Here is a 13,103-nt window from a genome sequence, read left to right as displayed (position 1 = left end):
TAGCGGGACCTGAAGTTATCGATGAAAGGAAATCCGGTGGCACAGAAGGTTCAGGTCCTTCTTGTCGACGACCTCGACGGCGGCGAGGCGGACGAGACCGTGACGTTCGCTCTGGACGGCAAGCAGTACGAGATTGACCTCACCACCGCCAACGCGGACAAGCTCCGGGGTCTCCTCGAGCCCTACGTGAAGGGTGGCCGTCGCACCGGAGGCCGTTCCGCGGGCGGCCGCGGCAAGGCGCGCGCCGCTTCCGGCGGTAGCGAGAACACCGCACAGATCCGCGCGTGGGCGAAGGAGAACGGCTACGAGGTCAACGACCGCGGCCGCGTCCCCGCCTCGATCCGTGAGGCCTACGAGAAGGCCAACGGCTGAGCGCTCGCGCGCAGCAACCGGAGCCGGTGGCACTGAGTCGCCGCCGTATCCACGAGTCGTACGAGATCGGGAGTGCCCGCACCCTTCCCGAGACCGGTGAGAGCCGACAGTGTCGGCAGGGTCGGCTCCACCTCGCGCCCCGGACCGGGGGGCCGCAGCCAGACGGCGGCTTCCCGGGGGCCGGGCCGGCCGGGCGGCAGCGGTGCGGGCACCAGGCAGCCCGCCCCCACGGCCCGCAGATCCCTCGCGAGGCCGCCCCACTCGAGCCATTCGAGCAGCCCCGGCAGCTCGTCCGCGCTGCCCGCGGCGACCAGGAACCGCACCGTGTTCCCGTCGAGCGCCACCGGACCCGTCGCGGCCTTGGCGCCGAGCCGCCGCAGGACGGCGAAGCCCGCGTCGGCCGGGACCTCGAGGACGTCGAAGCGCAGCCCCGCCACCAGCTGAGCCGGCGGCCCCGCGGCCGTCGCCCAGCCGAGCTCGTTCTCGTACCACTGCTGCACCGGATCGCCGGGAGCGGCGGCCGGTTCGCGCGGGAGCGGGATCGCGGGCGACATGCCTGGAGCAACTCTCAAGAGCGCCTTGGGTTACGCAGCGTGCGTGACTGGCTGCTTACTGTGCCCGAATTCGGGGCGCTCGCAGAGCTAAGGGGGCGCAAGGGTGTTCGCCCGTAGCGGAGGGAACCGGTGCGCGCCGCATGGAGTGTCAGTCCCTACGGGTAAGACATCCCTAGTGGGGAGGGGCGACACGCAGGCTCGGACGTCTCACGTTCGCCATCGGCGTACTGGCGATGGGGGTAACTGCCTGGCCTGCGGGAACATCGTCTCGCACCATCGGGTTGGAGCAGATGTCGGCGTTCGTGGCAGGAGATCCTCCGGGAAGTAGGGCCGGGTGTCGGCAGTTGGAATGAGCGGTCCCCGCTTGCGGGACTAAGCTGCGGAAGGACAGGGAGGGGACCGACCCCTCTACTGCCTGACCGCTCTGAGGAGCGATTAACGATGTTCGAGAGGTTCACCGACCGCGCGCGGCGGGTTGTCGTCCTGGCTCAGGAAGAAGCCCGGATGCTCAACCACAATTACATCGGCACCGAGCACATCCTCCTGGGCCTGATCCACGAGGGTGAGGGTGTCGCCGCTAAGGCCCTGGAGAGCCTCGGGATTTCGCTCGAGGCGGTCCGCCAGCAGGTGGAGGAGATCATCGGCCAGGGCCAGCAGGCCCCGTCCGGGCACATCCCCTTCACCCCTCGTGCCAAGAAGGTCCTGGAGCTGTCGCTCCGCGAGGCTCTTCAGCTGGGCCACAACTACATCGGCACGGAGCACATCCTGCTCGGCCTGATCCGCGAGGGCGAGGGCGTCGCCGCCCAGGTCCTCGTGAAGCTGGGCGCCGATCTCAACCGGGTGCGGCAGCAGGTCATCCAGCTGCTCTCCGGTTACCAGGGCAAGGAGACCGCCACCGCCGGCGGTCCTGCCGAGGGCACGCCCTCCACGTCCCTGGTCCTCGACCAGTTCGGCCGGAACCTCACCCAGGCCGCTCGTGAGTCCAAGCTCGACCCGGTCATCGGGCGCGAGAAGGAGATCGAGCGGGTCATGCAGGTGCTGTCCCGCCGTACGAAGAACAACCCGGTCCTGATCGGTGAGCCCGGCGTCGGCAAGACCGCCGTCGTCGAGGGCCTCGCCCAGGCCATCGTCAAGGGCGAGGTGCCCGAGACCCTCAAGGACAAGCACCTCTACACCCTCGACCTGGGCGCGCTGGTCGCGGGCTCCCGCTACCGCGGTGACTTCGAGGAGCGCCTGAAGAAGGTCCTCAAGGAGATCCGCACCCGCGGCGACATCATCCTGTTCATCGACGAGCTGCACACGCTCGTGGGTGCGGGTGCCGCCGAGGGCGCCATCGACGCCGCCAGCATCCTCAAGCCGATGCTGGCCCGCGGTGAGCTGCAGACCATCGGTGCGACGACGCTCGACGAGTACCGCAAGTACCTGGAGAAGGACGCCGCGCTCGAGCGCCGCTTCCAGCCGATCCAGGTCGCGGAGCCGTCGCTGCCGCACACCATCGAGATCCTCAAGGGCCTGCGCGACCGGTACGAGGCGCACCACCGTGTGTCCATCACCGACGAGGCCCTCGTCCAGGCCGCGACCCTGGCCGACCGGTACATCTCGGACCGCTTCCTGCCGGACAAGGCGATCGACCTGATCGACGAGGCCGGTTCCCGGATGCGCATCCGCCGGATGACCGCGCCGCCGGACCTCCGCGAGTTCGACGAGAAGATCGCCGGAGTCCGCCGCGACAAGGAGTCCGCGATCGACTCGCAGGACTTCGAGAAGGCCGCCTCGCTGCGGGACAAGGAGAAGCAGCTCCTGTCCGCCAAGGCCAAGCGGGAGAAGGAGTGGAAGGCCGGCGACATGGACGTCGTCGCCGAGGTCGACGGCGATCTGATCGCCGAGGTCCTCGCGACCGCCACCGGCATCCCGGTCTTCAAGCTGACCGAGGAGGAGTCCTCGCGTCTGCTGCGCATGGAGGACGAGCTGCACAAGCGCGTCATCGGCCAGAACGACGCGGTCAAGGCGCTCTCCAAGGCCATCCGGCGTACGCGCGCGGGCCTCAAGGACCCGAAGCGCCCCGGCGGTTCGTTCATCTTCGCCGGCCCGTCCGGTGTCGGTAAGACCGAGCTGTCCAAGGCGCTCGCCGAGTTCCTCTTCGGCGACGAGGACGCGATGATCTCCCTCGACATGTCGGAGTTCAGCGAGAAGCACACGGTCTCGCGCCTCTTCGGCTCGCCCCCCGGCTACGTCGGGTACGAAGAGGGCGGCCAGCTCACCGAGAAGGTGCGCCGCAAGCCGTTCTCCGTGGTCCTCTTCGACGAGGTCGAGAAGGCCCACCCGGACATCTTCAACTCGCTCCTGCAGATCCTGGAGGACGGTCGCCTGACCGACTCCCAGGGCCGGGTCGTCGACTTCAAGAACACGGTCATCATCATGACGACCAACCTCGGCACCCGTGACATCTCCAAGGGCTTCAACCTGGGCTTCGCGGCGCAGGGCGACACGAAGTCCAACTACGAGCGCATGAAGAACAAGGTCTCGGACGAGCTCAAGCAGCACTTCCGCCCCGAGTTCCTCAACCGTGTCGACGACGTCGTCGTCTTCCCGCAGCTCAGCCAGGCCGACATCCTGCGGATCGTCGACCTGATGATCGACAAGGTGGACGAGCGCCTGAAGGACCGGGACATGGGCATCGAGCTCTCCCAGTCCGCGAAGGAGCTCCTCGCCAAGAAGGGTTACGACCCGGTCCTGGGCGCACGGCCGCTGCGCCGCACGATCCAGCGCGAGGTCGAGGACAGCCTGTCGGAGAAGATCCTCTTCGGCGAGCTGCGCCCCGGTCACATCGTGGTCGTGGACACGGAGGGCGAGGGCGAGCAGCAGACCTTCACCTTCCGCGGCGAGGAGAAGTCGCCGCTGCCGGACGTGCCGCCGGTGGACGCCGCCGCGGGCGGCTCCGGCCCGGACCTGACCAAGGGCTGAGTCGGCTGTAGCCAGCAGGCAGCAAGGGGCCGGCCCCGAACCGAGACATCGGTTCGGGGCCGGCCCCTTTTTTGCTGGCAGTCGGCCGGCCCCTTTTTTGCTGGCCTTCGGCCGCTCGCACCGAGCCCCGAGCCCCTCTCCGCCCCCCCCTGTACGAGTAGCCCCGGTCACATCCCGGCAGGGTTCGATCTTGCCCCGCGGTGACATGACGCACAGGCGTTTCGAGGGGTACTAGCCGGAATAGTCGACGCCGGTCCCGGGGGGTGGGGGACCTTCGGCAGGCAACCTTCGGGACTAAAGTCCCGAATCGGGCGAGTCGGGGGCAACTAGGGCGTTCATGTCCCTCAATAAGCTACTGAAGTGGGGCTAAACACCACTTCCAGGATGATTTCCAAAGGTCTCCGGAAGGGCGCCCAAAGAGCGTCAAGAGGCCATCGTTCCCCTGCCTCCATACGAGCTTTGGTAGTAGATGGGCTGTTTGAGCCCGGCGGTGGGGGCGGGTTACCAAGGTGGGGCAGCCCGGTCGCAGAGGTTCGTCGGCCGGGTCCGCCCATGTCTTTGCTCCGGACGCCGATGTCCGGACCGCCCCCACCCCCTGGAGGTCATCCGTGATGTCGAAGCGCGCCGAGTCCCACATATCCAAGTCGTCGCTGTTCCGTACCCGGGCGACCGTTCTCGCCGCTGGTGTCGGCGTGGCGGCGACGCTCGGCGCGGGGGTTGCCATGGCCGCCGAGCAGAGCTCGGGCGGTGGCTTCACCGGTGCGTCCGCCTCTGTCGAGGCGCAGGCCGTCAAGGCGCAGGCCGAGGCTCAGGCCCAGGCCGCCACGAAGAAGGCCGAGGCCGCCGCGAAGAAGAAGGCCGAGGCCAAGGCCGCCGCGAAGAAGAAGGCGACCGGCTGGGGCAACCCGGTCAAGAACTACACGCTGAGCGCCAGCTACGCCCAGGCCGGCGGCATGTGGTCGAGCAAGCACTCCGGCCAGGACTTCGCCGTGCCCGTCGGCACCAAGGTCGCCGCCGTGCACAACGGCACCGTCGTCAAGGCCGGCCCCAACGGCGCCGGTGACGGTCCCGCGTACGGCAACGCCGTGGTGATCAAGCACGACAACGGCCGCTACTCGCAGTACGCGCACCTGTCCAAGGTCGGCGTCAAGATCGGCCAGAAGGTGAAGACCGGCCAGGAGATCGCCCGCTCCGGCAACACCGGCAACTCCAGCGGTCCGCACCTGCACTTCGAGATCCGTACGGCCGCGAACTACGGCACGGCGATCAACCCCGCCAGCTTCATGCGCTCCCTCGGCGTGAACTTCTGAGGCGTCTGCGCGCGCCCGCTCCTCAGCGGGATTCCCGGCCCGAGTGGGCCTGGGTGACCAGATCGGTGGCGACCTCGAGGATGGCCCTGCGCTTCTCCTCGGGGTCGCCTTCGACGTCCTTGAGGGCGAACATCCCGGCGTGCATCGAGAACAGCGCGCTGAAGCAGCGGACCTGGTCGGTGAGCGGGGCGTCCGGTTCGCGCAGGACGTCGAGCAGGCGCAGCATGCGGGCCTTGAACTCCTCGCCGGTCTGCAGCTCCCGCATCGTCGCCTGGTTCTCCTGCATGAACCGGAAGAGGCGTTCCGCTCCGGCGAGCGCCTCGCTGTAGCGGCGCAGGATCTCCTGCTTGGTCTCCAGCGTGCGCGGCTGCTCGCCGGCCCACTCGATCAGCTCGTCGATCGGCCGCGTCAGGTCCTCGAAGAGGCTGCCGAGGATGTCTTCCTTGGTCTTGAAGTGGTAGTAGAGCGCCGCTTTGGTGACCTCGAGCCGTTCCGCGATCTCCCGCAGCGAGGTCTTCTCGTACCCGCGCTCGGCGAAGAGCTCCAGGGCGACGTCCTGGATCCGCTGCCGCGTATTGCCCCGGCGGGGGCGGGCGCCTGCGTTGCTGCTCATCGTGTTCTCCTGCGGCTGCGCTCGGCCGTCGTCGTACGCGAACTGAACTTACTTGACGCCCGGCTAGTTTACGGTCTACCTTCCCTCATAGTAGCCAACTAGCCGGGCGGCAAGTAAGTACGGGGAGTGATCTCGATGGCGATATCCGAGGCCGCGGTGGCGGCCGAGCCGGAGAAGCAGGCGGCCGAACCGCCGAAGCGCAGCGTGCGGGTGGTGCTGCTTGCGCTGATGATCGCGATGTTGCTCGCGATGCTGGACAACATGATCATCGGCACTGCGATGCCGACGATCGTGGGCGAGCTGGGCGGCCTTGAGCACCTGTCCTGGGTGGTCACCGCCTATACGCTCGCCACCGCCGCGTCCACCCCGATCTGGGGCAAGCTCGGCGACATGTACGGGCGGAAGGGCATCTTCCTCACCTCGATCGTGATCTTCCTGATCGGCTCCGCGCTCTCCGGAATGGCCCAGGACATGGGCCAGTTGATCGGCTTCCGCGCGGTCCAGGGCCTCGGCGCCGGCGGTCTGATGGTCGGCGTGATGGCGATCATCGGCGACCTGATCCCGCCCCGCGAGCGCGGCCGCTACCAGGGCATGATGGCCGGCGTGATGGCGCTCGCCATGATCGGCGGGCCCCTGGTCGGCGGCACCATCACCGACAACTGGGGCTGGCGCTGGTCCTTCTACATCAACCTGCCGCTCGGCGTGATCGCCCTCGCCATGGTCACGATCGTCCTGCACCTGCCGAAGAAGCGCTCGCAGGCCCGGATCGACTATCTCGGCGCGGCCCTCCTGACCATCGGCATCACCGCGATCGTCCTGGTCACGACCTGGGGCGGTACGGAGTACGCCTGGGGCTCGGCCATGATCGTCGGCCTCTCCGTGCTCGGCGTGGTGGCGCTCGGCACGTTCCTGTACTCGCAGACGCGGGCGGCCGACCCGATCATGCCGCTGCACATCTTCCGCAGCCGCAACTTCACGCTGATGTCCGTGATCGGCTTCATCACCGGCTTCGTGATGTTCGGAGCGGTGCTCTTCCTGCCGCTCTACCAGCAGTCCGTGCAGGGCGCCTCGGCCACCAACTCCGGCCTCCTGCTGCTGCCGATGCTGCTCTCGATGATGGTGGTCTCGCTGATCGCGGGCCGGGTCACGACCAACAGCGGCAAGTACAAGATCTTCCCCATCGCGGGTGGCGCCCTGATGGTGACGGGCCTGTTCCTGCTCGCCCAGATGGACACCGGCACGTCCCAGCTGACCTCCGGCATCTACATGGCGGTGCTCGGCGCGGGCATGGGCTTCCTGATGCAGATCACCATGCTGGTGGCGCAGAACAGCGTCGAGATGAAGGACATGGGCGTCGCCTCCTCCTCGACCACCCTGTTCCGTACGCTCGGCAGCTCCTTCGGCGTCGCCGTCATGGGCGCCCTGTTCAACAACCGCGTCGCCCACGAGATGGCGGAGCGGGTCCCCGGTGGCGGCGGCGCGCTGCCCAACGCCCAGCTGGACGCGGCGAGCCTGGCGAAGCTGCCGGACGCGATGCGGGAGGCCTACCAGTTCGCGGTGTCGTCCGGCACGCACGGGGCGTTCCTGCTCGGCTCGGCGATCGCGGTCCTGGCGTTCCTCGCGGCGCTGTTCGTCAAGGAGGTGCCGCTCAAGGGAGCGGGCCCCCAGAAGAAGTCCGAGCCGGCGGCCGAGTCCGCCTGAGTGCCCGGTCGCCCGGCGGTACGTCGAGGCCCCTGGAGCTGCGTGCTCCGGGGGCCTCGGCGCGTGTGCGGGCGGGGTGGATCGGCAGGGGCGGATCGTCAGGTGGGGCGTGCCGGCATCGGAGGCGTGCACCCCGTGGACGCCGTTGAGCCTGTCGAAAGGACCCCGAGCCCTCAGCTCACCCCGAGGCTCCCCAGCTCCGGCATCGGATAGCTGCCCGTGCTCGTCGGCGCGTGCTCCGGCAGCCACAGCACGGCCACCGCGCCCTCCGCCGGACCGTTCCCGTGCTCAGGGCCGACGTTGCGGAAGGTGAGCCGGGCGCCGAGGACGCGGGCCTGGCCTGCGGCGATGGTCAGGCCGAGACCGTGACCGTGGCCCGCTCGGTCCGTCGAGCCGGTGCGGAAGCGGCTGGGCCCGTCGGCCAGGAGGTCCTCGGGGAAGCCGGTGCCGTGATCGCGTACCCGGATCACCCGGCCCTCCACGGAGATCTCGATGGGCGCCTGGCCGTGCTTGGTGGCGTTGGCGAGGAGGTTGCCGACGATGCGCTCCAGGCGGCGCGGGTCGGTCGTCACCTCGGACTCGTGCACCACCCGCACCTCCACGTCCGGGTACATGGCCCGCACCCGGCGCGAGATGAACTCGCCGAGCGTGATGTCCTGCAGCTCGGCCCGCTCGGACGCGCCGTCCAGGCGGGCGACTTCGAGCACGTCCTCGACCAGGGTGCGCAGCGCCTGCGCCCGGTCCTTGACCAGCTCGCTGGGGCGCCCCTCCGGCAGCAGCTCGGCCGCCGTGAGCAGTCCGGTGACCGGGGTGCGCAGCTCGTGCGCGATATCGGCGGTGACCCGGCGCTCCGCCTCGTACCGCAGCTTCAGGGCGTCGGCCATGGCGTCCACGGCGCGGGCCAGATCGTCGGTCTCGTCGCGTACGACACCGCCGATGGCGTCCCGCACCCGGACCTCGGTCTGGCCCTGGGCGACCATGTGCGCGGCGGCCGCGGCCTCGCGCAGGCGGCGGGAGAGCTGGCCGCCGATCAGCACGCCGAGGGCGCATCCGCCGAAGACGACCGCGATCGAGCCGATGATCAGGGCCTGGTCGAGGTCCTTCATCACGGTGGCGCTGCGGTCGGTGAAACGGGAGTGCAGGGAGAGGATGTGGCCGCCGCTCACCGGGGTCGCGGCCCATATGTCGGGGGCGCCGTCGGTCTCCTGGACGTAGGTGGCGCGGCGGCCGGCCTCGGCCTTGGCGCGCAGCTCGGGCGGCAGCTCGGGGTCGTCGATCTTGCTCTGCAGGCGCGGGCTCTTCGAGGACTCGTACAGCCGCTGGGCCATCTGGAGCTGGGTGTCCTGCAGGTCGCGGGCGTTGTCCAGCATCGAGACCCGCGCGGCGTTGTGGACGACGAGGCTGAGCGCGACCGCCACCAGGGCGCCGACCAGCGCGATCGCCGCGCTGAGCTTCCAGCGCAGGCCCGTGCGCAGCCCCTTGGGCAGTTCGGTGAGGCGCAGCCCGGACAGCCTCCGCCCGATCCGCCCCCGCCCGCTCAGCCGCACCCCGGTCCGCCTCATCGCCTGCGCGTCATCCCTTGAGCTTGTAGCCGAAGCCGCGGACGGTCTCGATCCGGTCCTGGCCGATCTTGGTGCGCAGCCGCTGCACATGGACGTCGACGACGCGGGTGTCCCCGCCCCAGCCGTAGTCCCACACCCGCTCCAGGAGCTTGTCGCGGGAGAGGACCGTGCCGGGCGCCGCCGAGAACTCCAGGAGCAGGCGCATCTCGGTGGGCGTCAGGGCGACGTGCGCACCGCCGCGCCGCACCTCCATGCCCTCCGTGTCCACCTCCAGGTCGCCGAAGGCGAGCACGCCCCCGCTCACCTGCCCGGCACCCTCGTCCCCGGCACCGCCCGAGCCGTTGCCCGGGCCGCCCGCGTGCCCGAACCGGCGCAGCACGGCGCGGATACGGGCGACGAGCACAGCGCCGTCGAACGGCTTCGTCACGTAGTCGTCGGCGCCGGCCTCCAGGCCGAGGACCACGTCGATGGAGTCGGCCCGCGCCGACAGCATGATCACCGGCACCGTGGACTCGTCCCGGATGCGCCGGCACAGCGAGACGCCGTCGAGCCCCGGCACCATCACGTCGAGCAGGGCGATGTCCGGCTGGTTCGACCGGAACGCCTCCAGGCCCGACAGGCCGTCCGGCATGGCGGTGACCACGAAGCCGTCGCGCTCAAGGGCGAGCTGCGTCGCTTCGCGGATGACGTCGTCGTCCTCGACGAACAGGACATGGGTCTGCTCGGCCATCCGCTCGCTCTCAGTTCTCCTCGGGCGCGGGTCTGACGTCGCCGCCCGCGCTGCCGTATCGGTTGGTCCAGTGCCTGGTCTGCACGAAGGCGTCGTCACGCCATTCGTAGAGGGTGATGTCCTCACCGGAGGGCAAGGCCACCGAGTCGTCCTTCTCGTACGTCTGCCGCGTGACGGTCAGTCCGTCCCGGTCGATCTCCGCGTACGACGCGGGCTGCTCGGTGCGGAACACATTCTCGTACGCACCCCCCTTGGCGCGATAGACGTACGCCCCGATGCCGATGGCGTCACCGCAGGTCAGGACGTTCACCACGACGTCGTTGCGGGATCCGCCGGTCAGGTTCCCGTAGCTGACGTCGACCGGGTACGAGTCGCCCGCGCACGGCTTCAGATCGGCCTTGACCGCCTTGCTGACCTGGGGGTCCTCGCGCACGAGGCGCACCGGGTCGACCGCGTGCTCCTTGCCGGGCCTGGCGGACGGGGCGGGGGAGCCCTGCGCCAGCTGGTCGCTGCGGGCCGGGCCCTCGTCACGCGTGCCGGTGCCGCCCGTGCTGCAGGAGACGAGGGTGGCCAGGCAAAGGCCGAGGGCGGCGAGCGCCGCCGCACTCCCCGCCTTGGGTCCTCTGGGTCCGCCGAGCCGTTTCAGGCCGTGCAACGCTCCCGCTCCTTAACTCCGAGCACGCCGCCGGGGCCGGTCTCGGCGTTGCGGCTCTCCAGCTCCTGGCGGAGGCGGGCGAGCGCCCGGTGCAGCGTGCTCTTGACCGTACCGGCCGACATTCCGAGGGCGGCAGCCGTCTCCTCGGTCGACATCTGCTCCCAGTGTCGCAGTACGACCACGCTGCGCTGCTTGGGGGCGAGGACCTTGAGCACGTCCATCAGGAGGGCGCGGTCGGCGTGCTGCTCGGTGGAGTCGTCGACGCTGGCGTCCGGCAGCTGCTCGGTGGGCACCTCCTCAAGGCGCCGGGCCCGCCACCACTCGGTCCGCGTATTGATCATCACGCGGCGGAGGTAGGCGTCCGCGAGCCGCTTGTCGGCGATCCCGTCCCAGCGGTGGTACGTCCGCACGAGCGCTGTCTGCAGCAGGTCCTGGGCGTCCACCGGGTCGGGCACGAGGCGGCGGGCGCTGCGCAGCAGGGCGTCCTGCCGCGTACGGACGTACTCCTCGAATTCGAGCACCTCGCCGTGCGCCATTCTCAACCGCCTCCGTTCTCACACCTGCATCCGAACTGGAACCGGATCTCTCTCCGGTACATCTCCGAAGCTACGGAGGCGGTGTAACGGCGCTTCGCGAAGCAGCCTGCGGCAGGCGCACGGCTACCCCTCGGTTGTGTAACAGGGGTAAGCGGCCCCTGAAAATCCCCGGTGGTATGCCTGATCAGCCCGGATTCGCACGGTGTAGGGACGGCGTAGGGAAAGGATTTCCAGGCGTACGCGCCACACGGACCCCAAGGCAAAGGCCCGCGCGACCGGAGTCGTGCGGGCCTCGAAGGGGCAGAGCGTACGGGTCAGTTCACGCGCGGTGGTTACGGGGCTCAGCTCAGCGGCAGCCGGTACAGACCGCCCGGCAGCGGCTCGACCAGGCCGTCCGCCACCAGACCGTCCAGGGCGCGGGCCCGCTGCACCGGCTCGTCCCACACCCGGTCGAGCGTGGCCTGCGGCACCGGGGCCACGGCCTCCCGCAGCACGGCGAGCAGCTTGCCGCGCACCTGCCGGTCGGTGCCCGCGTACGTCTGGCCGCGCCGGGCGGGGCCTTCGTGCGGGGGCTTTCCGGCGAGGCGCCAGGCGCACTGGCCGGCGATCGGGCAGCGCGCGCAGTCCTCGTTCTTCGCCGTGCAGACCAGCGCGCCCAGCTCCATGGAGGCGGCCGCCCAGCGCGCGGCCGTCGACTCGTCCTCGGGCAGCAGCGCGCGGGCCAGCTTGCGCTCGGCGGCGGTGGTGGCGTTCGGCGGGTACTGCACGCCGGTCGCCGCCCGCGCGAACACCCGGCGCACGTTCGTGTCGAGCACCGCATGCCGCTGCCCGTACGCGAAGGAGGCCACGGCCGCCGCCGTGTACTCCCCGATGCCGGGCAGCGCGAGCAGCTGCGCGTGTCTGCGCGGTACGTCGCCGCCGTGCCGTTCCGTTATCGCCACGGCGGCGCCGTGCAGCCGCAGTGCGCGGCGCGGGTAGCCGAGCCGGCCCCAGGCGCGGACCGCCTCACCGGGCGGCTCCTTGGCCAGGTCGGCGGGGCGCGGCCAGCGCGCGAGCCACTGCTCGTACACCGGCAGGACCCGGCTGACCGGGGTCTGCTGCAGCATGAACTCGCTGACCATCACGCCCCACGGGCCCGCGTCGGGGCGGCGCCAGGGCAGGTCGCGTGCGTGCGCCTCGAACCACGCGATGACGGGCGTGTGGAGCGAGTGCGACGCGTCGGGAGCGTCGGGTGCTTGAGGTGTGGAAGCGGTCGCAGTCATGGCACGGCGAGTCTGCCACGGGCGAGTTGACGGCGGGGACATCGCCGTGCCGTACACCGTCCGCCGCCCTGTCGCCTCAGGGGGTCCGCTCGCCCTGGTGCGCGCCGGGCTGCGGGGCCGCAGACACGTACGCACCGCCTGCGTCACCGCGTACGGCGGCGTCACCGGGACCGGCGAACCAGCGCACCACGCCCGTTGACGAACCGCGCATCGCCACGACGACCCGCGCGCCGGGACGGGCGCCGACGCGGACCACGAGGAACGCCACGAGCGCGCCGAGCAGCAGGCCGACCGCCACGTCGTGCGGGTAGTGCACGCCGACGAAGACCCGGGAGAAGGCCATCAGGACCGCCATCGGCAGCGTCAGCCAGGCAAGCGAGCGCCAGGCGAGGACCAGGGCGACGGCGGCGGCGCCCGCGATCGTGGAGTGGTTGCTGGGGAAGGACCAGTCGCCCACCGGCGGACACTCCACCAGGGACGCCGCCGCACCCGCGACGGCCCGGCACGGCCGCTCCTCGTCCACCACCGACTTGGACAACTCGCTGACCACATAGGCGAAAGCGGTGCCGAGCGGCGCCAGGACCGATATCGCCAGGGCGCGCGGATCGCCGCGCCGCGCACGCCACCAGGCCACCACGAAGAGCACGCCGAAGAGCAACAGCCCGGCCTCGGTCCACACTTCGGCCACGGTCTGCAGCCAGGTCGGGGTGTCGTGGGCGAAGCCGGTGATGTCGCGATAGAGGTCGGAGGTGTCGACCGGAGTGTTGCTTTCCATGCCATCCATGGTCGTGGACGCTACGGGCCGCTCCGACCAGCCACATCCCGCGAACGACCAGGAACGCAC

At 70.2% G+C, this 13,103-nt stretch carries 12 protein-coding genes; 4 read left to right on the top strand and 8 right to left on the bottom strand.

Features of this window, described 5'->3' with window-relative positions; all coding sequences use genetic code 11:
• Positions 1-36: 36 nt before the first annotated feature.
• The gene (locus tag RCO28_RS35690) at positions 37-372 is read left to right on the top strand and encodes an Lsr2 family protein (protein WP_308945526.1); all 336 of its coding nucleotides are present in this window, start codon (positions 37-39) and stop codon (positions 370-372) included.
• Here RCO28_RS35690 and RCO28_RS35685 read toward each other — a convergent pair.
• Positions 351-926, bottom strand: a complete 576-nt coding sequence (locus RCO28_RS35685; RefSeq protein ID WP_308945525.1) for an SCO3374 family protein — start codon at positions 924-926, stop codon at positions 351-353. The two genes, RCO28_RS35690 and RCO28_RS35685, sit on opposite strands and share 22 nt — an antisense overlap.
• A 441-nt stretch (positions 927-1,367) precedes the next feature.
• On the opposite strand from RCO28_RS35685, the gene RCO28_RS35680 reads away from it, so the two are divergent.
• Both RCO28_RS35680 and RCO28_RS35675 read left to right on the top strand, forming a co-directional pair.
• Positions 1,368-3,890, top strand: a complete 2,523-nt coding sequence (locus RCO28_RS35680) for an ATP-dependent Clp protease ATP-binding subunit (protein ID WP_308945524.1) — start codon at positions 1,368-1,370, stop codon at positions 3,888-3,890.
• Positions 3,891-4,501: 611 nt separating this feature from the next.
• The gene (locus RCO28_RS35675; protein ID WP_308945523.1) at positions 4,502-5,200 is read left to right on the top strand and encodes a M23 family metallopeptidase; all 699 of its coding nucleotides are present in this window, start codon (positions 4,502-4,504) and stop codon (positions 5,198-5,200) included.
• 22 nt (positions 5,201-5,222) lie between these two features.
• Here the strand turns inward: RCO28_RS35675 and RCO28_RS35670 are convergent, their stop codons facing one another.
• Positions 5,223-5,813, bottom strand: a complete 591-nt coding sequence (locus RCO28_RS35670) for a helix-turn-helix domain-containing protein (protein ID WP_308945522.1) — start codon at positions 5,811-5,813, stop codon at positions 5,223-5,225.
• A 135-nt stretch (positions 5,814-5,948) separates the two neighbouring features.
• Between RCO28_RS35670 and RCO28_RS35665 the strand changes: the two genes are divergently transcribed.
• Positions 5,949-7,514: an MDR family MFS transporter gene (locus tag RCO28_RS35665; protein WP_308945521.1), complete on the top strand. Its 1,566-nt coding sequence runs from the start codon at positions 5,949-5,951 to the stop codon at positions 7,512-7,514.
• Between the two features lie 173 nt (positions 7,515-7,687).
• Here the strand turns inward: RCO28_RS35665 and cseC are convergent, their stop codons facing one another.
• The 6 genes from cseC to RCO28_RS35635 form a co-directional block, all read right to left on the bottom strand.
• Positions 7,688-9,076 (bottom strand): two-component system sensor histidine kinase CseC, encoded by a 1,389-nt coding sequence (gene cseC / locus RCO28_RS35660; RefSeq protein ID WP_308945520.1) that lies wholly within the window; start codon positions 9,074-9,076, stop codon positions 7,688-7,690.
• Between the two features lie 10 nt (positions 9,077-9,086).
• On the bottom strand, positions 9,087-9,806 hold the full coding sequence (cseB, locus tag RCO28_RS35655) for a two-component system response regulator CseB (protein WP_308945519.1): 720 nt from the start codon (positions 9,804-9,806) through the stop codon (positions 9,087-9,089).
• A gap of 10 nt (positions 9,807-9,816) precedes the next feature.
• A complete protein-coding gene (locus RCO28_RS35650) occupies positions 9,817-10,461 on the bottom strand; it encodes a hypothetical protein (protein WP_308945518.1) in 645 nt (214 codons plus the stop codon).
• Positions 10,449-10,997, bottom strand: coding sequence for a SigE family RNA polymerase sigma factor (locus RCO28_RS35645; RefSeq protein ID WP_308945517.1), 549 nt, complete (start codon positions 10,995-10,997; stop codon positions 10,449-10,451). Before RCO28_RS35645 ends, RCO28_RS35650 begins: the two co-directional genes overlap by 13 nt.
• Before the next feature lie 341 nt (positions 10,998-11,338).
• Entirely contained in the window at positions 11,339-12,259 is a 921-nt protein-coding gene (locus RCO28_RS35640) for an A/G-specific adenine glycosylase (RefSeq protein ID WP_308945516.1), read from the bottom strand.
• A gap of 76 nt (positions 12,260-12,335) precedes the next feature.
• Positions 12,336-13,034 carry a phosphatase PAP2 family protein gene (locus RCO28_RS35635; RefSeq protein WP_308945515.1) on the bottom strand — a complete coding sequence of 233 codons (699 nt, stop codon included), beginning with the start codon at positions 13,032-13,034 and terminating at the stop codon, positions 12,336-12,338.
• Between the last annotated feature and the right edge of the window lie 69 nt (positions 13,035-13,103).

This window comes from Streptomyces sp. LHD-70, assembly GCF_031157275.1.
Classification (GTDB): Bacteria; Actinomycetota; Actinomycetes; order Streptomycetales; family Streptomycetaceae; genus Streptomyces.
This window is presented reverse-complemented; position numbering and strand designations above follow the sequence as displayed.

Excerpts from the sequence above, each read along its gene's own strand:
- RCO28_RS35685 (WP_308945525.1), bottom strand. The coding sequence starts at position 926 with ATGTCGCCCGCGATCCCGCTCCCGCGCGAACCGGCCGCCGCTCCCGGC.
- RCO28_RS35680 (WP_308945524.1), top strand. The coding sequence starts at position 1,368 with ATGTTCGAGAGGTTCACCGACCGCGCGCGGCGGGTTGTCGTCCTGGCT.
- RCO28_RS35675 (WP_308945523.1), top strand. The coding sequence starts at position 4,502 with ATGTCGAAGCGCGCCGAGTCCCACATATCCAAGTCGTCGCTGTTCCGT.
- RCO28_RS35670 (WP_308945522.1), bottom strand. The coding sequence starts at position 5,813 with ATGAGCAGCAACGCAGGCGCCCGCCCCCGCCGGGGCAATACGCGGCAG.
- RCO28_RS35665 (WP_308945521.1), top strand. The coding sequence starts at position 5,949 with ATGGCGATATCCGAGGCCGCGGTGGCGGCCGAGCCGGAGAAGCAGGCG.
- cseC (WP_308945520.1), bottom strand. The coding sequence starts at position 9,076 with ATGAGGCGGACCGGGGTGCGGCTGAGCGGGCGGGGGCGGATCGGGCGG.
- cseB (WP_308945519.1), bottom strand. The coding sequence starts at position 9,806 with ATGGCCGAGCAGACCCATGTCCTGTTCGTCGAGGACGACGACGTCATC.
- RCO28_RS35645 (WP_308945517.1), bottom strand. The coding sequence starts at position 10,997 with ATGGCGCACGGCGAGGTGCTCGAATTCGAGGAGTACGTCCGTACGCGG.
- RCO28_RS35640 (WP_308945516.1), bottom strand. The coding sequence starts at position 12,259 with ATGACTGCGACCGCTTCCACACCTCAAGCACCCGACGCTCCCGACGCG.
- RCO28_RS35635 (WP_308945515.1), bottom strand. The coding sequence starts at position 13,034 with ATGGAAAGCAACACTCCGGTCGACACCTCCGACCTCTATCGCGACATC.